The organism is Streptomyces sp. NPDC048416 (genome assembly GCF_043200435.1).
GTDB lineage: Bacteria > Actinomycetota > Actinomycetes > Streptomycetales > Streptomycetaceae > Streptomyces.
In genome coordinates, this window is the sequence record NZ_JBICXU010000009.1 from 62,955 (window position 1) to 82,912 (window position 19,958).

At 71.1% G+C, this 19,958-nt stretch carries 16 protein-coding genes; 8 read left to right on the forward strand and 8 right to left on the reverse strand.

Annotated features, from left to right (window positions below; all coding sequences use genetic code 11):
- Window positions 1-9: 9 nt before the first annotated feature.
- Entirely contained in the window at window positions 10-3,045 is a 3,036-nt protein-coding gene (gene uvrA / locus ACGFW5_RS14340; RefSeq protein ID WP_393834517.1) for an excinuclease ABC subunit UvrA, read from the reverse strand.
- Window positions 3,046-3,287: 242 nt separating this feature from the next.
- Between uvrA and ACGFW5_RS14345 the strand changes: the two genes are divergently transcribed.
- The 3 genes from ACGFW5_RS14345 (at window position 3,288) to ACGFW5_RS14355 (ending at window position 6,308) form a co-directional block, all read left to right on the forward strand.
- Window positions 3,288-3,977, forward strand: a complete 690-nt coding sequence (locus ACGFW5_RS14345) for a maleylpyruvate isomerase family mycothiol-dependent enzyme (RefSeq protein WP_393834518.1) — start codon at window positions 3,288-3,290, stop codon at window positions 3,975-3,977.
- A 102-nt stretch (window positions 3,978-4,079) separates the two neighbouring features.
- Complete coding sequence (locus ACGFW5_RS14350; RefSeq protein ID WP_393834519.1) at window positions 4,080-4,736, forward strand: MBL fold metallo-hydrolase; 657 nt, start codon at window positions 4,080-4,082, stop codon at window positions 4,734-4,736.
- Between the two features lie 285 nt (window positions 4,737-5,021).
- On the forward strand, window positions 5,022-6,308 hold the full coding sequence (locus ACGFW5_RS14355; protein ID WP_393834657.1) for an MFS transporter: 1,287 nt from the start codon (window positions 5,022-5,024) through the stop codon (window positions 6,306-6,308).
- 108 nt (window positions 6,309-6,416) lie between these two features.
- On the opposite strand, the gene ACGFW5_RS14360 is transcribed toward ACGFW5_RS14355, so the two are convergent.
- The 5 genes from ACGFW5_RS14360 to ACGFW5_RS14380 all read right to left on the reverse strand — a co-directional run bounded on the left by ACGFW5_RS14360 (window position 6,417) and on the right by ACGFW5_RS14380 (window position 13,874).
- A complete protein-coding gene (locus ACGFW5_RS14360; RefSeq protein ID WP_393834520.1) occupies window positions 6,417-7,397 on the reverse strand; it encodes a TerC family protein in 981 nt (326 codons plus the stop codon).
- A 492-nt stretch (window positions 7,398-7,889) separates the two neighbouring features.
- Complete coding sequence (locus ACGFW5_RS14365; RefSeq protein WP_393834658.1) at window positions 7,890-9,818, reverse strand: TerD family protein; 1,929 nt, start codon at window positions 9,816-9,818, stop codon at window positions 7,890-7,892.
- A gap of 262 nt (window positions 9,819-10,080) precedes the next feature.
- On the reverse strand, window positions 10,081-10,659 hold the full coding sequence (locus tag ACGFW5_RS14370; protein WP_393834521.1) for a TerD family protein: 579 nt from the start codon (window positions 10,657-10,659) through the stop codon (window positions 10,081-10,083).
- A 164-nt stretch (window positions 10,660-10,823) separates the two neighbouring features.
- The gene (gene uvrB, locus ACGFW5_RS14375) at window positions 10,824-12,956 is read right to left on the reverse strand and encodes an excinuclease ABC subunit UvrB (protein WP_393834522.1); all 2,133 of its coding nucleotides are present in this window, start codon (window positions 12,954-12,956) and stop codon (window positions 10,824-10,826) included.
- A 51-nt stretch (window positions 12,957-13,007) separates the two neighbouring features.
- Window positions 13,008-13,874: an MHYT domain-containing protein gene (locus ACGFW5_RS14380; RefSeq protein ID WP_393834523.1), complete on the reverse strand. Its 867-nt coding sequence runs from the start codon at window positions 13,872-13,874 to the stop codon at window positions 13,008-13,010.
- Between the two features lie 372 nt (window positions 13,875-14,246).
- Here ACGFW5_RS14380 and ACGFW5_RS14385 point away from each other — a divergent pair, with 372 nt between their 5' ends.
- Window positions 14,247-14,798 (forward strand): methylated-DNA--[protein]-cysteine S-methyltransferase, encoded by a 552-nt coding sequence (locus tag ACGFW5_RS14385; protein WP_393834524.1) that lies wholly within the window; start codon window positions 14,247-14,249, stop codon window positions 14,796-14,798.
- Window positions 14,799-14,850: 52 nt separating this feature from the next.
- Here ACGFW5_RS14385 and ACGFW5_RS14390 read toward each other — a convergent pair whose 3' ends face one another.
- Window positions 14,851-15,216 carry a cupin domain-containing protein gene (locus tag ACGFW5_RS14390; RefSeq protein ID WP_393834659.1) on the reverse strand — a complete coding sequence of 122 codons (366 nt, stop codon included), beginning with the start codon at window positions 15,214-15,216 and terminating at the stop codon, window positions 14,851-14,853.
- 254 nt (window positions 15,217-15,470) lie between these two features.
- Between ACGFW5_RS14390 and ACGFW5_RS14395 the strand changes: the two genes are divergently transcribed.
- Complete coding sequence (locus ACGFW5_RS14395) at window positions 15,471-16,385, forward strand: pseudouridine-5'-phosphate glycosidase (protein WP_393834525.1); 915 nt, start codon at window positions 15,471-15,473, stop codon at window positions 16,383-16,385.
- The gene (locus ACGFW5_RS14400) at window positions 16,382-17,302 is read left to right on the forward strand and encodes a carbohydrate kinase family protein (RefSeq protein WP_393834526.1); all 921 of its coding nucleotides are present in this window, start codon (window positions 16,382-16,384) and stop codon (window positions 17,300-17,302) included. Before ACGFW5_RS14395 ends, ACGFW5_RS14400 begins: the two co-directional genes overlap by 4 nt.
- A 174-nt stretch (window positions 17,303-17,476) precedes the next feature.
- Here the strand turns inward: ACGFW5_RS14400 and ACGFW5_RS14405 are convergent, their stop codons facing one another.
- Complete coding sequence (locus ACGFW5_RS14405) at window positions 17,477-18,136, reverse strand: uridine kinase (RefSeq protein ID WP_393834527.1); 660 nt, start codon at window positions 18,134-18,136, stop codon at window positions 17,477-17,479.
- Between the two features lie 300 nt (window positions 18,137-18,436).
- Between ACGFW5_RS14405 and ACGFW5_RS14410 the strand changes: the two genes are divergently transcribed.
- Entirely contained in the window at window positions 18,437-19,123 is a 687-nt protein-coding gene (locus ACGFW5_RS14410; protein ID WP_393834660.1) for a DUF2293 domain-containing protein, read from the forward strand.
- A gap of 196 nt (window positions 19,124-19,319) precedes the next feature.
- Window positions 19,320-19,865: a hypothetical protein gene (locus tag ACGFW5_RS14415; RefSeq protein WP_393834528.1), complete on the forward strand. Its 546-nt coding sequence runs from the start codon at window positions 19,320-19,322 to the stop codon at window positions 19,863-19,865.
- The last annotated feature ends 93 nt before the right edge of the window (window positions 19,866-19,958 follow it).

Consider the following 19,958-nt stretch of genomic DNA (forward strand, 5'->3'; position numbering starts at 1 on the left):
GCTCAGGTCTCAGGCCTTGCGGGCCCGCACCGTCTTCTTCGCCGGAGCCGCCTTCTTCGTGGCAGCCCCCGTCTTCGTGGCAGCCCCCGTCCGGCTGGACGCCACCTTATTGGCGGGCGCGGCCTTCGCGGCGGACACCGCCTTCTTGGCCGTCGCCTTCTTCACGCCCTTGCGCGCCGGCGACGGCGCCGCGTCACTGATCCGGTCAGCCCCGAGGATGTCCCGCAGGAACTTGCCGGTGTGGCTGGTCGGCACCGAGGCCACCTCCTCGGGCGTGCCCTCGGCGATGACGAGGCCGCCGCCGCTGCCGCCCTCGGGTCCCATGTCGACGACCCAGTCCGCCGTCTTGACGACGTCCAGGTTGTGCTCGATGACGATCACCGTGTTGCCCTTGTCGACAAGGCCCGAAAGCACCTTGATCAACTTGGAGATGTCCTCGAAGTGGAGCCCGGTGGTGGGCTCGTCGAGGACGTACACCGTGCGGCCGGTTGAGCGCTTCTGGAGCTCGGAGGCCAGCTTGACCCGCTGGGCCTCACCGCCCGAGAGCGTCGGCGCGGACTGCCCGAGACGGACGTAACCGAGCCCGACCTCGTTGAGCGTCCGCAGGTGCCGTGCGATGGTCGGGACGGCCTCGAAGAACTCCAGGCCCTCCTCGATCGGCATGTCCAGGACCTCGGCGATGGACTTGCCCTTGTAGTGGACCTCCAGGGTCTCCCGGTTGTAGCGCGCCCCGTGGCAGACCTCGCACGGCACATACACGTCGGGCAGGAAGTTCATCTCGATCTTGATGGTGCCGTCGCCCGAGCAGTTCTCGCAGCGGCCGCCCTTGACGTTGAAGGAGAACCGGCCGGGCAGGTAACCCCGGACCTTCGCCTCCATCGTCTCGGCGAACAGCTTGCGGACGTGGTCGAAGACGCCCGTGTACGTCGCCGGGTTGGACCGCGGGGTGCGGCCGATGGGCGACTGGTCGACGTGGACGACCTTGTCGACCAGGTCGTCACCGGCGACCCGGGTGTGCCGGCCGGGCACGCTGCGCGCACCGTTCAGCTCGCGGGCCAGGTGCGTGTACAGGATGTCGTTGACCAGCGTCGACTTTCCGGAGCCGGAGACCCCGGTGACGGCGGTCAGCACGCCCAGCGGGAACGACACGTCGATGTCGCGGAGGTTGTTCTCCTTCGCGCCGTGCACGGTGAGCCGGCGCTTGGGGTCCGTGGGGCGCCGCAGGTCGGGCAGCGGGATCGACTTCTTGCCCGCCAGGTACTGGCCGGTCATCGACTCCTTGTTGCTGAGGAGCTGCTTCAAGGGGCCGCTGTGGACGACCTTTCCGCCGTGCTCACCGGCGCCCGGGCCGATGTCGACGACCCAGTCGGCCACCTTGATGGTGTCCTCGTCGTGCTCGACGACGATCAGGGTGTTGCCCATGTCGCGCAGCCGCACCAGCGTCTCGATCAGACGGTGGTTGTCGCGCTGGTGCAGGCCGATCGACGGCTCGTCCAGGACGTACAGCACACCGACGAGGCCGGAGCCGATCTGGGTGGCGAGCCGGATGCGCTGGGCCTCGCCGCCGGAGAGCGTGCCGGCCGCGCGGTTGAGCGAGAGGTAGTCGAGGCCGACGTCGACCAGGAACTTCAGCCGCTCGTTGACCTCCTTCAGGACCCGCTCGGCGATCTTCTTGTCGCGGGCGTTGAGCCGCAGCTCGGCGAGGAAGTCGGCGCAGTCGCTGATCGACATCGCGGCGACCTCGGCGATGGACTTCTCCATCACGGTGACCGCGAGGACCAGGGGCTTCAGACGCGTGCCCTCACACGTGGGGCAGGGCACCTCGCGCATATAGCCCTCGAAGCGCTCACGGGCGCCGTCGCTCTCCGCCTCGGAGTGGCGCCGCTTGACGAACGGCACCGCGCCCTCGAAGGCGGTGGTGTACGCCCGCTCCCGGCCGTACCGGTTGCGGTAGCGGACCTCGATCTGCGTCTTGTGGCCGGACAGCAGTGCCTTCCTGGCGCGCTGCGGGAGGCCGGCCCAGGGCATGTCGGTCCGGAAGCCCAGTTCGCCTGCGAGCGCGCCCACCAGGCGGGCGAAGTAGTCCTTGGTGTGGCCGTGCGACCAGGGGTGGATGGCGCCCTCGTCGAGCGACTTGTCCTCGTCCGGCACGATCAGGTCGGGGTCGACCTCCATGCGGGTGCCGATGCCGGTGCAGTCGGGGCAGGCACCGAACGGTGAGTTGAAGGAGAAGGAGCGCGGCTCCAGCTCCTCGAACGAGAGGTCGTCGTACGGGCAGTACAGGTGCTCCGAGTACATCCGCTCGCGCTCGGGGTCGTCGGCCGCCAGGTCGACGAAGTCGAGCACGACCATGCCGCCGGACAGACCGAGCGCGGTCTCGACGGAGTCGGTGAGGCGGCGCTTGGCGCCGTCCTTCACGGTGAGGCGGTCGATGACCACCTCGATGGTGTGCTTCTCCTGCTTCTTCAGCTTGGGCGGCTCGGCGAGCTGGATGGTCTCGCCGTCGACCCGCGCCCGGCTGTAGCCCTTGGTCTGGAGGTCGGCGAAGAGATCGACGAACTCGCCCTTGCGCTCGCGCACCAGTGGCGAGAGCACCTGGAAACGGCTGCCCTCGGGGAGTTCGAGCACCTTGTCCACGATGGCCTGCGGCGACTGGCGGGAGATCGGACGGCGGCACTCGGGGCAGTGCGGCTTGCCGATGCGCGCGAAGAGCAGACGCAGGTAGTCGTAGACCTCGGTGATGGTGCCGACCGTCGAGCGCGGGTTGCGCGAGGTCGACTTCTGGTCGATGGAGACGGCGGGCGAGAGACCTTCGATGAAGTCGACGTCCGGCTTGTCCATCTGGCCCAGGAACTGGCGGGCGTACGAGGAGAGCGACTCGACATACCGCCGCTGGCCCTCGGCGAAGATCGTGTCGAAGGCGAGCGAGGACTTGCCCGACCCGGACAGACCCGTGAAGACGATGAGGGAGTCACGCGGGAGATCGAGCGAGACGTTCTTGAGATTGTGCTCGCGCGCGCCACGGACGATGAGACGGTCGGCCACGCCGGTCCGCACCTTTCTAGAGAGAGCAGGGGGCTCCAGGAGCCCCCGTCCCAGGGTATGGGGGGCGCCACGGTGATGTCGTTGATTCTTGGATGAACCCCGGACAGGTTCCGAAGGGTTCTGCCAGCTTCCACAACGGTTTCGAGAGGGGAGTCATTCCCGAGCGTATAGCACGCACATTCGATTTACGGACTCGTCCAGCCACCTTCACCCGATCGAGTGGCGGGGCTATCGTCGGCGCCATGATTGATCACGCACGCGACCTGGCCTCTGTACGCGAAGCCACCGAACGACTGCTCAGCGCAGCCGCCGCACTGGACAACGCATCCGTCGCCGAGCCGTCACGGCTTCCCGGCTGGAGCCGCGGCCATGTGCTGGCCCATGTCGCACGGAACGCGGACGCGCTCGCCGAGGTGTTGGCGGGGCGGCCCATGTATGCGAGCGCCGAGGCCCGGGACACCGACATCGCACGCGACGCGCCCCGCCCGCTGGACGTCCAGCTCGCGGACGTGCGCGACAGCGCCGCCGCCTTCCTCGCACAGGGCGAGCGGCCCGCCGACTGGTCGCGCACGGTCGAGCTGCGCAACGGCGTGACCGACGCCGCGGCCCGGGTGCCCTTCCGGCGGCTCGTCGAGGTCGAGCTGCACCACGTCGACCTCGGCATCGGCTATGAACTCGAAGATCTCTCCGAGGACTTCGTCCGCCGCGAGACGGACTTCCTCACCGAACGGTTCGCCGGACACAAGGACCTTCCGCCGGTCACCCTGACCGACCACGCGGGCCGCACCTGGACCACCGGCGGCGGCGCCGACACCGGCCCCGTCCAGATCAGCGGCCCCGCCGCCGACCTCGTCGGATGGCTCGCGGGCCGGCGTGACGGCGCGGCCCTCAAGGCGACCGGCGGGGCGCTGCCCGCCCTGCCCCCCCTGTGACCCCGGCCCTGGGGTCTTTCGTCGGGATGAGGCCGGACCAGGGAGCGGTGCCGACGCCTGCGAGCCTGGCATGATCCAAACGAAAGGCCCTAGGCTGAGCCCATGACGTACAGCGGAGCGGTGAAGGCCGGCGGTCCCGCCGATGTGCACGAACTGACGGACCTGATGATCTCCAAGGTCCAGGTCGGGTCGATGGGCAACAACGCCTATCTGCTGCGCTGCCGGAACACCGGCGAGCAACTGCTGATCGACGCGGCCGCCGACCCCGCGACGCTCCTGACGCTGATCGGTGACGACGGCATCGCGTCCGTCGTCACCACGCACCGCCACGGCGACCACTGGCAGGCGCTCGCCGAGGTCGTCGCGGCGACGGGCGCGCGCACCTATGCGGGGCGGTACGACGCCGAGGGCATCCCGGTGACCACCGACGTCGCCGTCGAGGACGGCGACACGATCACCGTCGGCCGCGTCGCCCTGACCGCGCGCCACCTCGTCGGCCACACGCCGGGCTCGATCGCCCTGATCTACGACGACCCGCACGGCCACCCCCATGTGTTCACCGGCGACTGCCTCTTCCCCGGCGGCGTGGGCAACACCTGGAAGGATCCGCAGGCCTTCGCCGACCTCATCCGCGACGTCGAGGCCAAGCTCTTCGACGCCCTGCCGGACGAGACCTGGGTCTATCCCGGGCACGGCAACGACACCACGCTCGGTGACGAGCGCCCGCACCTGCCGGAGTGGCACGCACGGGGCTGGTAGCCGCACGGCGGTGGCATCCGCACCCGCCACCGCCCCTGCCGGGGAGACCCGTCCGTTCGTCGCGCCGTGGAAGTCCATGCCTCGATCGTGGCACCCGCCACTGACAATCGGGTCCGCAGGCGGCGCCCGCCCGGCCTGTGCGCCTCCGGCGCGCGGAGCGTCCGCCCTGCTGCCAGGGCGCCGCCCCGCCCCCGGAGCTCCCGCGCGCCCCCGTAACGGTTGATCACCGTGGGTAGTTGGCGCTCCATGCGCACCAGCACCACACCCGCCCCCGGTCCCCCGTCCATGCTCCGCCTCGCGGCCGCCTCGCTCGCGGGCACCGCCATCGAGTTCTACGACTTCTTCGTGTACGGGACGGCCGCCGCCCTCGTGCTCGGCCCCCTGTTCTTCCCGACGTTCTCCGCGCTCGCGGGAACCCTGGCCGCCTTCGGCACCTTCGGCGCCGGCTTCCTTGCCCGGCCACTCGGATCCGTCGTCTTCGGGCACATCGGGGACCGCTACGGGCGACGCCCGGTCATGTTCGCCTCGCTCACCCTCACCGGGCTCGCGACGGTGGCGGTCGGCTGTGTGCCCTCGTACGCCACCATCGGCATCGCGGCGCCCGTCCTGCTCCTGGTGCTGCGCTTCCTCCAGGGGCTCGGGCTCGGTGGCGAGTGGGGCGGCGCCGTGCTGCTCACCGCCGAGCACGCCCCCGCCCACCGGCGCGGCCTGTGGACGAGCTTCCCGCAGATCGGCCCCTCCGTAGGCTTCCTTCTCGCCAACGGGACGGTGCTCACCCTGTCCGCCTGCCTGAGCGACGCCCAGTTCCGCGACTGGGGGTGGCGGGTGCCGTTCTGGTGCGCGGGGCTGCTGGCGCTGGCCGGGCTGCTGCTGCGGACCTCGCTGGCGGAGACGCCGCAGTTCCGCGCGATGGGTGAGCCGGTCAGGCTGCCCCTGCTCGAAGTGGCGCGCGGCCACGGGCGGTTGGTCCTGCTGACCGCGGGAGCCCTCTCCGTCGGATACGCCGTCTTCTACACCGTCTCCACCTGGTCACTCGCCTATGCGACCGAACGGCTCGGCGTCGACCGCACCGTGATGCTGACCTGCGTGCTGGCCGCGGTCGCGATCATGGGTGCGCTGACGCCGCTCGCCGCGCTGCTCGGCGACCGCTACGGACGGCGCCCGCTGTGCCTGGCCGGCTGCGCGGCGACGGCGGTCTGGATGTTCCCGATGGTGGCGCTGCTCGCGACGGCGGAGCCGCTGCTGATGTTCCTCGGGTTCCTGGGCGCGATGCTGGCGTTCATCTCGATGTTCGCGGTGATCGCCGCGTATCTGCCGGAGCTGTACGAGCCGAGGGTGCGCTGCACGGGCGCCGCGGTCGGCTACAACCTGGGCGGGGTGCTCGGCGGCGCGCTGACGCCGATCGTGGCGACGGCCCTGTCGCGCGGTGACGGCCCTCCGTGGGGTGTCGCCGCGTATCTGACGGGGCTCGCGCTGCTGAGTCTGGGTTGTTTCGCGCTGCTGCCGGAGACCCGCCCCCAGCCGCTGATCACGCCCGCCGCCGGGGCCGGATCGGAGGCGGCCCCCGCGTAGGGAGCCGCCTCGTCGCGCCGGCCGAGGACCGATCCGTCCCGCGCGGGCGGGGTCCGGGCCGAAGACCGTCCCGCCGCGCGAGGGCGGGGTCCGCCCCGACGCACGCCGTCAGGCGCCGATGCTGTCCTTCTGGGGCGTCTCGGCGCCCGTCTGCTTCTTGGCGGCGACAAGGCTGGTGATCGTGGTGATGACCAGCACGCCGCAGATGACGCCCAGCGAGACCGGGATGGAGATCTCCGGAACGTTCACCCCGTTCTCGTGCAGGGCGTGCAGCACCAGTTTCACGCCGATGAACCCAAGGATCACCGAGAGGCCGTAGCTGAGGTGGACCAGCTTCTTGAGCAGCCCGCCGATCAGGAAGTACAGCTGGCGCAGGCCCATCAGCGCGAAGGCGTTGGCGGTGAAGACGATGTACGGGTCCTGGGTGAGGCCGAAGATCGCGGGGATCGAGTCCATCGCGAAGAGCACGTCGGTGGTGCCGATGGCGAGCATGACGACCATCAGCGGCGTCATGATCTTCTTGCCGTTCTTCGTCACGAACAGCTTGGTGCCGTGGTACTTGTCGGCGACGCCGAACTTCTTCTCGACGGACTTCAGGAGGCGGTTCTCCTCGAACTCCTCCTCCTCGTCGTCCGAGCGCGCCTCCTGGATGAGCTTCCAGGCCGTGTAGATCAGGAACGCGCCGAAGATGTAGAAGACCCACGAGAAGTTGGCGATGACCGCGGCGCCGGCCGCGATGAAGATGGCCCGCAGCACCAGGGCGATCAACACGCCGAAAAGCAGCACCCGTTGCTGGAGGTGCGAGGGCACCGAGAACTTCGCCATGATCAGGATGAAGACGAAGAGGTTGTCGACGGACAGCGACTTCTCGGTGATGAACCCGGCGAAGAACTCGCCCGAGGCCTGACTGTCGCCGAAGAACAGCAGGCCGACGCCGAAGAGCGCGGCCAGCACGATCCAGACCACGGTCCAGACGCCGGCTTCCTTGACGGATACGTCGTGCGGCTTGCGGCCGATGAAGAAGTCGGCCGCGATCAGGGCACACAGACCGAGAATGGTCAGCACCCACAAGGTCATTGAAACGTCCACTGCGCCTCCGGCGTCGTACGGCTACTGATCAGCGTCGTCGCTGCCGGAGGTCTCTTCCACCCGAGCGCTTGCCTCGCGCCGCGGGCCGGCGCCCCGGGGCCCGTTCGGTGGGTCCGTATTGACGGGAACGCCGCAGTCGGGAGTACTCCCCTCCGCTGGAGGTAGCCTACCGAATAACCAAGAGAAGGTAAAGAAATTGGTAAAGGTAAGCCAAATTGCCAGGTGGGGCCGGTGGTCGGCCGCCCTTTCAGCCGCCCTTGTGGAGCAGAGCCGCGCGGTGGCGGCGGGCCGTGGAGACGCGTACGGGCGGGGCCGGGCGGCGCGGGGCACGTGGCGCAGGCCGAGCGGCGCGGGCCGAGCGGCGCGGGCCGAGCGGCGCGGGCCACGTAGCTCGGGCCACGTAGCTCGGGCCTCGCAGGCCGCGTGGCGCTGGAGCTCTCTGGAGCGCGTACTGGTAGCGCCGTCGGCGGCGGCTGGCCCTGGAGGCCCGTACTAGCGGGGCCAGGCCGCGCGGGCCTCGCCGACCTGGCCGAGCACCTGCTCCAGGATCCGGCTGTCCGGTGGCGCCAGCGGCGGCTCGTACGTCCAGGCGTGACCCACCCACGGGTCGGCGAGGTGATCGTCCTGGACGGGCGTCAGCCGCAGCAGCGAGCGCCACAGCGGCTGGAGGACCGGCCCGTACGCGCTCGCCTCCTCGCGGTCCGCGACCATCAGGAGGTGGACACCCACCGAAGGCCCCTCGTCGGCGAGGTAGCGCAGCTGGTTGAGGGCGCGGTCGTCGAAGCCGTGCGGAAAGTCGTTGACGATCAGCAGTTGCTCGGATGTGTCCATGCCGGGCGGCAGGGCGTCCGCGCCCGCGCCGCCCCGCACCGCCATCTGCACGAGGTCCACGCGCTCGGTGAGCCCAGTCAGCAGCTCGGCCACTCCCGCGGCGCCCGCGGCGGGCGGCGCGGCGAGCACCCCGGCCCGGGTGAGCGGCGCCAGCCGAGCCGCGGCCGAGCCGGCGGGGTCGATGACATGGACGGCGAACTCGTGCGCCGGGTAGACCGCGAGCAGCCGGGCCGCGATCGCCACGGCGGTGTCCACCGCGAGGCCCTTGACCTGCTCGGAGTCCATGAACGCGGCCGCCTCGGAGCCGGTGCGTCCCGCGTCGATCCACAGACCTCGCTCCAGCGGCAGCCGCACCAGCATGGGGATGCGCAACTCCGGCCGCTCGGGCAGGTGGACATCGCCGATCCGCAAGGCCATGGGGATCTCCATCGGCACCCGGTAGGCGTGCCACACCGGGTTGTCCCAGCGGGCGTACGCGGGCGGCAGCGCGGGCTCGACGACCTCCGACTCGGCGGCCAGTTGCACGAGGTCGCGGTCGAGCACTTCCCTGGCCCGCGCGACAAGGTCCTCGCGCTTGGCGTGAGCCTGCTCGCGCGCCAGCTCCCCGGCGGAGCCCATGCGGCCGCGCGGGTCGGACAGGGCCCGGTCCAGTTCCTGCTCCCGGCGCGAGTCCGCGAAGTCGACGGCGCTGCGGTAGGCGGCGACGGTGCGGGCCAGGTCCTCGAACATGCCCCACACCTGGTTGTAGAGCCGCTCGTCCATGGACCAGCCGCCGGCGTCCCCCGCGACCGGCGGGGCCGGCTCGCCGGGGGCTCCGGTCGGCGCGATGGGCGGCGGTGGCGGCGGGGTGGTGGTGGCAGTGGCGGTGTGGCGCCGCGGATGGGCGTAGTTGACGGGGGCGCCGTCACGGACCGGCTGCTGGGGCACCGCGGCAGGTGCGGCGCCGTCCGGCTCGGGCCCGCCGGACACACCGGGACCCGGGGCGCGCACCCGGGCGTCATCACTCGTACGGGGTGGGGGCGCCGCCACCGAACGGGAGACGCCGAGCGCGATCGCCTCCTGGACGACTGCGGCCAACTGCCCCGCCTCGGGCAGCCCTTGGTCGGCGAGCAGGGCGGGCAGGCCGCCCGCATACCCCTGGCCGACGGCACGGACCTTCCAGGCGCCCTGGCGACGGTAGAGCTCAAGGGCGACGACGGCGGTCTCGGCGCCGAGGCCGGTGAGGGTGAAGCTGGCGATCTCGGTGCCGTCAAGGGCGGTGACCGCGACGAAGGGAGCGGCGACCGCGGCGAAACGGCTGGGCCCCGACGCCCCGAGCGGCAGCGCGAGGAGCACGCTGACACGATGCACGGTCTGGCCCAGCGCCTCCAGGTCCACGGCGAGGCGGTGGTCGGCCGCCGCCTGCCGGGAGACCTCGATGCCGGGCAGGGTCGGCGAGCCGGGGTGGGCGACCCGCTCCACGCCGCGCACCCTGCCCTGCTCGTCGCCGAGCGTGGCACCCGCCACGACCGGGGTGCCGGCCGACACCCGGATCTCCAGGCGGGTCTGGGGCAGGGGATGATTCTGTCCCCGTACCAACTCGGCCGTCATCGCCTCTGTCCCCTCGTCGAGTTGATGGTGGTACGTGTGCGTGTGTGGCGCGTGCGCGCGTGAGGTGCGTGCGGCGCGCATGCGACGCCTGTGGTGCATGCGGCACGTGTGGTGCATGCGGCACGTGTGGTGCATGCGGCGCGTTTGGTGCATGCGGCGCGTGCGGTGGTCGATGGGTCGTGCGCGTGGTGCGTACGCGGGTGCGGTGCAGCTCCCGGCGGCGTCCTGCCTCCGGGAGCTGCGGTGTCGCGGGCCGGCGCGGTCAGAGGTGGGGCAGGATCGCCGGCATCAGGTCCTGGAAGGTGCGGCCGTTGGCCGGGTTGCCGATGGCCGTCATCTGCCAGCCGGCACCCGAGCGGTGCACCTTGGCCATGATCTGCGCGGTGTACTGGCCACCACCGTCCAGCGTGTAGCGGGCCAGCTCCTCGCCGTTGGTCTCGTCGACCAGCCGGCAGAACGCGTTCTGCACCTCCTGGAACGTCTGGCCGGTGAACGAGTTCACCGTGAAGACGATCTGGTCGATGTGGACCGGCACGCGCGAGAGGTCGACCAGGATCGACTCGTCGTCACCGCCCTGGCCCGCGCCGCCCACGAGGTTGTCACCGGTGTGCTGCACCGAGCCGTCGTCGCTGACGAGGTGGCGGAAGAAGACCACGTCCACGGGCTGCTTGTCGGCGAAGAGCACCGCCGACGCGTCCAGGTCGATCTCCTGCGTCCGCTTGCCGAACAGGCCCCGGCGCGGCGCCGCCTGCCAGCCGAGCCCCATCCGCACGGCGGTCAGGGTGCCGCCACCCTGCTTCTCCAGGCTGATGGCCTGACCCTTGGACAGATTGACCGTCACGCGCTGTCCCCTCTCCCCATGTGTCGTTCTTGACACGCTTTGCGTTGTTGCACGTTCTCCGGCCCGACCCTACGCAGTGGCGCGGGCCGCGCGCTCCCACGAGGGCTTTTTTGTGGCGGTGTTGCAACACAGGCACACCACGCGGCCGCCCCGCGGCCCGCCGGTCAGGCGAGCCCGGCCTCCCTCATCTGACGGAGCTCCTTCTTCAGCTCGCCGACCTCGTCACGCAGCCGGGCCGCCACCTCGAACTGCAGGTCCGCTGCCGCGGCCCGCATCCGGTCGGTCATCTCCTCGATGATGCCCGCCAGTTCGGCCGCCGGCCGGTCGGTGAGCTCCTTCTTGGCGCCCTTGGCCCCCTTGGCGGCCTTCGTCGCCTTGCCGCCGAGCGAGGGCACCGGCGCCTTGGCGGCCTTGCCGTCCTTGCCCTGGCGGTATCCGGTGCCGAGCAGCTGCTCGGTGTCGACCTCCTCGCGCGCGATGCTCGCGGCGATGTCGCTGATCTTCTTGCGAAGGGGCTGCGGGTCGATCCCCTTCTCCTTGTTGTACGCGATCTGCTTCTCGCGACGCCGGTTGGTCTCCTCGATGGCCTTCTCCATCGCCGGGGTGACGCGGTCGGCGTACATGTGGACCTGACCGGAGACGTTGCGTGCCGCACGGCCGATGGTCTGGATCAGGGAGGTGCCCGAGCGGAGGAAGCCCTCCTTGTCGGCGTCCAGGATCGCCACCAGGGAGACCTCGGGCAGGTCGAGGCCTTCCCGCAGCAGGTTGATGCCGACCAGCACGTCGTACTCACCGGCCCGCAGTTCCCGCAGCAGCTCGATACGGCGCAGGGTGTCGACGTCGCTGTGCAAGTACCGCACCTGGATGCCCAGTTCCAGGAAGTAGTCGGTCAGGTCCTCCGCCATCTTCTTGGTCAGCGTGGTGACCAGGACGCGCTCGTCCTTGTCGGTGCGCTTGCGGATCTCGTGCACCAGGTCGTCGATCTGGCCCTCGGTGGGCTTGACCACGACCTCCGGGTCGACCAGGCCGGTGGGGCGGATGATCTGCTCCACGAAGCCGTCGCCACGGGAGAGTTCGTACTTGCCCGGCGTCGCCGACAGGTAGACGGTCTGCCCGATCCGGCCAAGGAACTCCTCCCACTTCAGCGGCCGGTTGTCCAGCGCCGAGGGCAGACGGAAGCCGTGGTCGACGAGGGTGCGCTTGCGGGAGGCGTCGCCCTCGTACATCGCGCCGATCTGCGGCACCGTCACGTGCGACTCGTCGAGGACCAGCAGGAAGTCCTCCGGGAAGTAGTCGATCAGGGTGTTCGGCGCGGTGCCGGGGTCGCGGCCGTCGAAGTGCATCGAGTAGTTCTCGACGCCCGAGCAGCTGCCGATCTGGCGCAGCATCTCCAGGTCGTACGTGGTGCGCATGCGCAGCCGCTGCGCCTCCAGGAGCTTGCCCTGCTTCTCCAGCTCCGCCAGGCGCTGCTCCAGCTCCTTCTCGATGCCGGTGACGGCCTTCTCCATGCGCTCGGGGCCCGCCACGTAGTGGCTCGCGGGGAAGACGTAGAGCGACTGGTCCTCGCTGATGATCTCGCCGGTGATCGGGTGGAGGGTGGACAGCGCCTCGATCTCGTCCCCGAACATCTCGATGCGGACGGCCAGTTCCTCATAGACCGGGAAGATCTCGATGGTGTCGCCGCGCACCCGGAACGTGCCGCGCGCGAACGCCAGGTCGTTGCGGGTGTACTGGATGTCGACGAAGCGACGCAGCAGCTGGTCGCGGTCGATCTCGTCACCGACCTTGAGCTGCACCATCCGGTCGACGTACTCCTGCGGGGTGCCGAGACCGTAGATGCAGGAGACGGACGCCACCACGATCACGTCACGCCGGGTCAGCAGCGAGTTGGTCGCCGAGTGGCGCAGCCGCTCGACCTCCTCGTTGATCGAGGAGTCCTTCTCGATGTAGGTGTCCGACTGCGGGACGTACGCCTCGGGCTGGTAGTAGTCGTAGTACGACACGAAGTACTCGACGGCGTTGTTGGGCAGCAGCTCACGGAACTCGTTCGCCAGCTGGGCGGCGAGCGTCTTGTTCGGCGCCATGACGAGCGTGGGGCGCTGCAGCTTCTCGATCATCCAGGCAGTCGTCGCCGACTTTCCGGTGCCGGTGGCGCCGAGCAGGACGACATCCTTCTCACCTGCACGAATGCGCTTCTCCAGCTCGGCGATGGCCGCCGGCTGGTCACCGCTGGGCTGGTAGGGACTGACGACCTCGAAAGGCGCCACCGTACGTTCGATCTTTGAAACGGGCCGCATGCAACCACCGTACGACCCGCCACTGACAACCGGCGTCCGATCGCCTCCAGGTCACCAGTCGTGCGGCGAGGCCGAGCCCTCGCGCGGCGGCTCCGACGCCGCCCAGCTGGTGCGCTCGGGAAAGGACGGGCGGTGCCGGGGCACGGGGATCTGGCGCGGCGGACGCTTGTCCCAGTCCGGCTTGCCCATCACCACCAGCGGGTCGAACATCACCACCACCCCGGCCAGCACCAGGAAGGCGACGGGGCCGATCAGCATGGGCGCGAGCAGGGCGGCGGGCGACTCGCCGCCGGTCGCCGTGCCGGAGGCACCGCCGTGCAGCCGGACGCTGAGCGCGGCCATGCCGGTGTAGTGCATGCCGCTGACCGCGACGCCCATGACCAGGCTGGCCCCCAGGCTCGCCAGAAACCCGTGCACGGAGACGGCCGCCCACAGCGCCACGGTGGCGGCCACCACCGCGATCACCACGGACACGCTGACGACGAAGGTGTTGTACTCGAACTCCCCGTTCATCGTGATCCCGGCCATGCCCAGGTAGTGCATGGTGGCCACCCCGAGCCCCGTGATGGTGCCCCCGGTGACCAGGGCCATGGGCGTGGCGCCCCGGTAGCCGACGATGAAGACGCCGATGCCGACCATCACGATCGCCACGACGAGGCTGGCGAAGGTGATGCCCCGGTCGTAGCCGAGCGGCATCTCGTGGACCGTGAAGCCCATCATCGCGATGAAGTGCATGGTCCAGATGCCCGAGCCTATGGAGGTGGCGCCGAGCGCCAGCCAGGCGGCCTTGAAGGACCGCCCGCTCAGCACCGACCGGGCGGTGCAGCGCAGCCCGAGCGCCCCGCCGAGACAGGCCATGATGAACGCCGCCACCGGCGTCACAAGGCCATAGCTGAATCCGTCGACCGTCCCGTGCATACCCGTGTGCCCTTCACCCCGTACCGACTGAAGAGGCCCTACTCCTGTTGCGGCCCTGGTTCGGGGCGACATTAGGGCTCACCGCGCGACAGGCAAACATTTTCCGGGCAATTTATCGACCCCGGGGCCGCTGGGCGCCCGATGTGGAGTGGTTTGGTCGCTTTGGGGACCTCGTTTCGAGCGCGAGGGCGCCCGATGGGCGCGGGTCCGAGGAGGGGCGGCCGGCCGGCCGAGGGGGCGGCCGGGGAGGCCGGCACGGTGGCCGCCGGGGCCGGCGGAGTAGCCGGGGGAGCCGGCGGCAGGGTGGCCGCCGGGGCCGGCGGGGTGGTCGGCCGGGACGCGTTGTCAGTGGGCGGCCGTACCGTGGTCGGCATGGACAGCAACGCGCAGTTCGTCGAGTGGGCCGTGGTCGGGAGCGACATCGGCCCGCTGCTCCTGGCCGCCACGGGCCAGGGTCTGGTGAACGTGGTGTTCCACGCCGACGAAGCGGTGCGGGACCGGGCCGTGCGGGCGCTCGCCGCCCGGTTCGGCACCGAGCCCGTCCGGGCCGTGCCCGGCCGCACGGTCCTCCTGGAGGAGCCCATACGCCAGTTCGCGGCCTACTTCGACGGGCGGCTGCGCGCGTTCACCCTGCCCCTCGACTGGTCGCTGGCGTCCGGATTCAACCGGCAGGTGCTGCGCGAGCTGGCCGCGGGAGTGCCGTACGGGACGGTGGTGGGCTACGGCGATCTGGCCGGCCGGGTCGGTCAGGCCAAGGCGGCCCAGGCGGTGGGCGCGGCGATGGGGGCGAATCCGTTGCCGGTGGTGGTGCCCTGCCATCGCGTGGTGGAGAGCGGCGGCGGCCTCGGCGGATTCGGTGGCGGCCTGGAGACCAAGCGGCAGCTGCTCGCGCTCGAAGGTGTTCTGCCGCAGCCTCTGTTCTGAGCGGTGGCGCTCCGCCCGCGTGTCCGGACCGGGCGCCCATGAGCCGCCCGGGCTACAAACTGATGTGGTAGGCCTTGCGCAGCGTCTCGTGAACGGTCCACGTGGTGCGGTCGCCCTCGCGCAGCACGCAGGCGTCGCCCGGGCCGATCTCCAAGGTGTCGCCGCCCGCCACCTCGACGGTGGCGCGTCCGCTGACGACCACGAAGAGTTCGTCGGCCTCGGTGTCGGTCACCACGCCCGGGGTGATCTGCCAGATGCCACGGATCTGCTTGCCGTCCGGGGACTCCCACAGCACCTTCCCCGTCACCTCGGGGGTGCCGGAGACGATCTGGCCGGGGTCCAGCGGCTCCGGCTCCAGTTCGGCGTCCGAAACGCGCACGGCAAAGGACGCGGGCCGCTGCGCGGACCGGCCGGCCACGGGGCCCTGGTCCGGGGCCGCGGGGGCGGCCGGGCAAGCCCCGGAAGGGAGGGAAGCGGCAGGCGTGGGTGCCGGGGCGGAGGCGGGGGCTTCGTCCATGGTGCTCATGGCCGGTCAATCTAGCCGCGTCGCGACGAAGCCATGACCGACAGTGCGGCCACGTCTGCGCGTCCCGGCGCGACAGTCTGTCCAGCGCGTCCCGCCACCCGCACCGCACGCGTTTATCCGGTGTCCGGCCGCGCCAGTGATGGGACATGCCCTGTGACGACGCATCTGACGCGACCGCGATCTCGGAAGAAGTACGGACCGCCCTGGAGGAGGACCGGCCCGTCGTGGCCCTGGAGTCGACGATCATCTCGCACGGCCTGCCCCGGCCACGCAACCTGCGGGTCGCGCACGAACTGGAGCAGCTGGTACGGGCCGCGGGAGCCGTTCCCGCGACGATCGCCGTACTCGACGGGCGACCCCGAGTGGGCCTGGAGACGGGGCAGTTGGAGCGCGTGGCCAACGAGCAGCTGCGCAAGCTCGGGCACCGCGACCTGCCGATGGCACTGGCGGCCGGAGCCAGCGGAGCGACGACCGTGTCGGCCACCGCGTTCCTGGCCGAGCGCGCCGGGCTGCGCGTCTTCGCGACCGGCGGGCTGGGCGGCGTGCACCGCGAATGGGACCGTACGCAGGACGAGTCGGCGGATCTGCGGCTGCTCGCCACGACGCCGATCGCGGTGGTGTGCGCGGGCGTCAAGTCGATCCTCGACGTACCGGCCACGCTCCAGCGTCTGGAAACACTCGGGGTCCCGGTGGTCGGCTACGGCACGGACCGCTTTCCCGGGTTCTACCTGTCCAGTTCGGGCGAGCCGGTCGACTGGACGGTACGAACGCCCCAGGAAGCCGCGAACGTACTGCGGGCCCATCGCTCGCTCGCACTCGGCTCGGCCGTGATCGTCGCCAACCCCGTACCGGAGTCCGCACAGCTCGATCCGCTGCTGCACGACCAGGTGCTGGCGTCCGGTCTCGCCGCCTGCCGCGCCGCCGGCATCACGGGCCAGGCGGTGACTCCCTTCCTGCTCGCCCATCTGGTCGAGCACACGGACGGCGCGTCCCTGGAAGCCAATGTGGCCGCCGTGCGCGGCAACGTCCGGCTCGCGGCGGACATCGCGGCGGCGCTGTGAACGAAGCCGGGCGCGACCGCTCCGGGGGCGGCCTCCTCGTCGTCGGGGACGTGGTCACCGACGTGGTCGCCCGGCACCACGGCCCGCTCTGGCCGGCCACGGACACCGCCGCCGACATTCGTACGGTGCCGGGCGGGGCAGGCGCCAACGCGGCCTGCTGGGCGGCCCATTCGGGCTGCCCGGACGTACGGCTGCTCGCTCGGGTGGGCCAGGACGCGGCAGGCTGGCACGACCTGCGGCTGCGACGCTCGGGCGTACGCCCCCTGCTGGTCACGGACGCCGACACGCCCACCTCGACCGTGATCGCGCTGGTCGACGCGGCGACGGCGGAACGTACCTTCCTCACCGACAGCGGCGCCGTCACCCGCATGAATCCCGCCGACTGGTCGCCCGGGCTCCTCGACGGCGTGGCCCATCTCCACCTCTCGGGATACCTGCTGTTTGCCGACCAGAGCCGCCAACTCACTGAACTGGCGCGCCAATCGGCACGTCGGGCGAAAGTCACCGTGAGCCTGGATCCGGCATCGGCGGGCTTCCTCACCGACTTGGGCATCGAACGGTTCCTGACCCTGACCGACGGCACGGACGTCCTGCTGCCCAACGCGGCCGAGGCATGTCTCCTGACCGGATTGCCCGAACCGGCGGACGCGGCGGCCAAGTTGAGTAGACAATTCCCCCTGGTGGTGGTCACCCTCGGCTCGGCCGGGGCGCTGGTGGCCGCCGCCGGAAAGACCGTCGCCACGGTGCCCGCGCCGAGGGCGCAAGCCCTCGACTCCACGGGCGCGGGCGACGCCTTCACGGGTGGCTTCCTGGCCGCCCGCCTACGGGGCGCGACCCCGACGGAGGCGGCGGAGGCCGGGTGCCGGGCGGGCGCGCTCGCGGTGACACTGGTGGGAGGACGCCCACCGGTCGGGTGAGGGGGGAGGCGGGGGCCGGGAGGCACCTGGCGAGGCCGGGGCCGATGGCTGGACAGTCGACAAAGGACAGGGGCCGACCGTCGCCGACCAGCGGTCAGCGGTCAGCGGTCAGCGGTCAGCGGTCAGCGGTCAGCGGTCAGCGGTCAGATTCTGTCAGCCCCCGACTGCCATCGCTCACCCCAAGTCCGTCGCCCCTCCCCCGCCTTCCCGCCACGCCGGATGACGAGGATCGTCGGCCCGCACCACGACATCGGCGACTTCCGTCGGCCGCACGTCGGACTCGTACCGCTCGAAGGCCGTCAGCGTCCAGCGGGCGCTCTCCTCGGTCCGACGACGCAGGGCGGCCGGCGAGACGCGCAGATGCACGGTGAGGTCGAAGGGGAACCAGCGGCCCAGCAACATGGGTCCGTGCACGAGCAGTATCCCTCCCTCCGGGAGGAGTTGATAGGGGCTCCGGGTCGCCCGGTCGGTCACCGGGTCCCACAGATCCGGCAGCACCCTTCCGCTCCCGCCGGACTCCAGCGGCCCGAACACCTCGCGCCACAGGGCGCCGGTGTCGAACCAGCCGTCGTAGTACGTGTCCGGATCCTGACGCCCGAATTCGTAACGGAGCGAGGCGGGGCGCAGGAAGCCCTCGGTGGAGACGGCGAGAACGGACCTGCCGCGCAGACGAAGCGCTTCCGCCAGACGTCGCGCCAGCTCCGCCGTGCCGGCCGCGGGGGCGCCGTCGACGCCGATGCGCAGCCAGGGTCCGCCGTCGGCGGGCTTCGCGTGCGTGGCCCGTTCGGCGAGGGCGTCGGTCAGCCGTTCCCAAGTGATCGCTTCGAATCGCACGTCCCCATCATGCGCGGTACTGGAACCCGCGGGTCCTGGGGCGCGGCCTCGCGTGTGCGCGACCTCCTCGCCCGGGCCGAAGCCTCGAACAATCCGCTCAGGGACGGCCGCACGCGATCGCTAGGGTGCCAGGTCACGACCGCACCCCGTGCGACCCACGCGGCCCCGTCCAGGCTGTTCCGCTGGTCGCCGGGCGGGGAATCAGAGAAAGGAAAGCATCCCGGGGCGCCTTGCCCGGCGCCGGAAGACCCGGTTCGGGGCCGGCCCGAGGCTGGGGGGCGCGTAAGGAGGGCTGCCGCCATTCTCGTCATCGAATCCCGCCGCCACCATCGCTGCACCGCGTGTGATCGCGGCCCGCTGAAGCATGTGGTCCTGGAGTCCGGCTCCCCGCGATGTCTCGACTGCTCGGATCTGGGGCATCTGGTCTTCCTGCCGCGCGGCGACACGGCCCTCACCCGCCGTGCCCGCGCCGGTAGTTCGCTTTCTGCCGTCGTCGTCCGGTTCAACCGGCGCCGACGACGCTACGAGCGCCAGGGTGTGTTCGTCGAGGAGCGTGCCCTCGCCGCGGCCGAGGCCGCCTGTCTGGCCGACGGGGAGGCCCGTGCCCGTCGGCGTGCCCGGGATGCCGAGCGGCGGGCCGCCGAGGACGTCCGGTTCACGGCGGCCATGGCGCAGGAGATCCTGCGGCTTTTTCCGCGTTGTCCGGCGGCGCGGGCCCGCGACATCGCCGAGCACGCCTCGGTGCGCGGCAGCGGGAGGGTGGGCCGGTCGGCGGCGGGGCGGGCCCTGGACGAGGCCGCGGTGACGGCGGCCGTCCGCGCGTCCGTCCGTCATCTGGACACGGAGTACGACGCGCTGCTCATGGCGCGGGTGCCGCACAACCGGGCGCGTGCCAGGGTCGCCGCCGCGATCGACGCCGTGCTGGCGTCATGGGCGCCGGAAGAAGTGCCGTCCAGGGTTTCGGAACGCCTGCCTCCGGCCGCGTAGGTTCCGGGCGGGCGGCGTACGGTACGGCGGAGTGCAGACGGCTCACGACGCACGGCTCACGGCACACGACGCACGGCCCACGACGCACGGCACACGGGGCAGCGGCGGCCTCCGGGGCAGCGCAGTGGACTGATGAGCTCCGCAACAGCCCATCCCCGCAGGGGAGTTGCTGTTGCGCCACGGGTATGGCTCCTCCATGACGACTACGCCGCCGGACCGTCCCCTGCTGCTCCTCGACGTGGATGGCCCCCTGAACCCGTATGCCGCCCGCCTGCCCCGCCTGCGCGGTTATCGCGCGCACCGGTGCCACCCGTCGATCTGGCTCTCCCACCAGGCGGCAGGCTCTCGCTCCCACCGGCGCGGCCTGCGGGTCCGCCTCAACCCGGCGCACGGTTCCCGGCTCCGTTCGCTGCCTTACGAACTGGTGTGGGCCACCACCTGGATGAACGAGGCCAACGAGATGATCGGTCCCGTCATCGGCCTTCCGCCCGGCCTCCCCTTCATCGCCTGGCCCGAACTCTTCGCCACCGACCCGGACGGCCTCTACTGGAAGACCAGACCGCTGCTGACGTGGGCGGCCGGACGCCCGTTCGCCTGGGTGGACGACATGATCACCGATCTGGACGAGGCGTATGTGCGCGATCACCACGATGCGTCGGCCCTCCTGGTGCGGGTGCATCCACGGCGGGGGCTGCGCGAGGCCGATTTCGCGAGGCTGACCCGGTGGGCCGCGGAGGTCTGAGCCTGCCCGCTCCCCCGGGGCCCCTTCTGTCCGCGCCCCCGGCGCAGCGATACCACGCCGGGGGCGTCTGTTTCTTCTACGTCAATCCCCTCT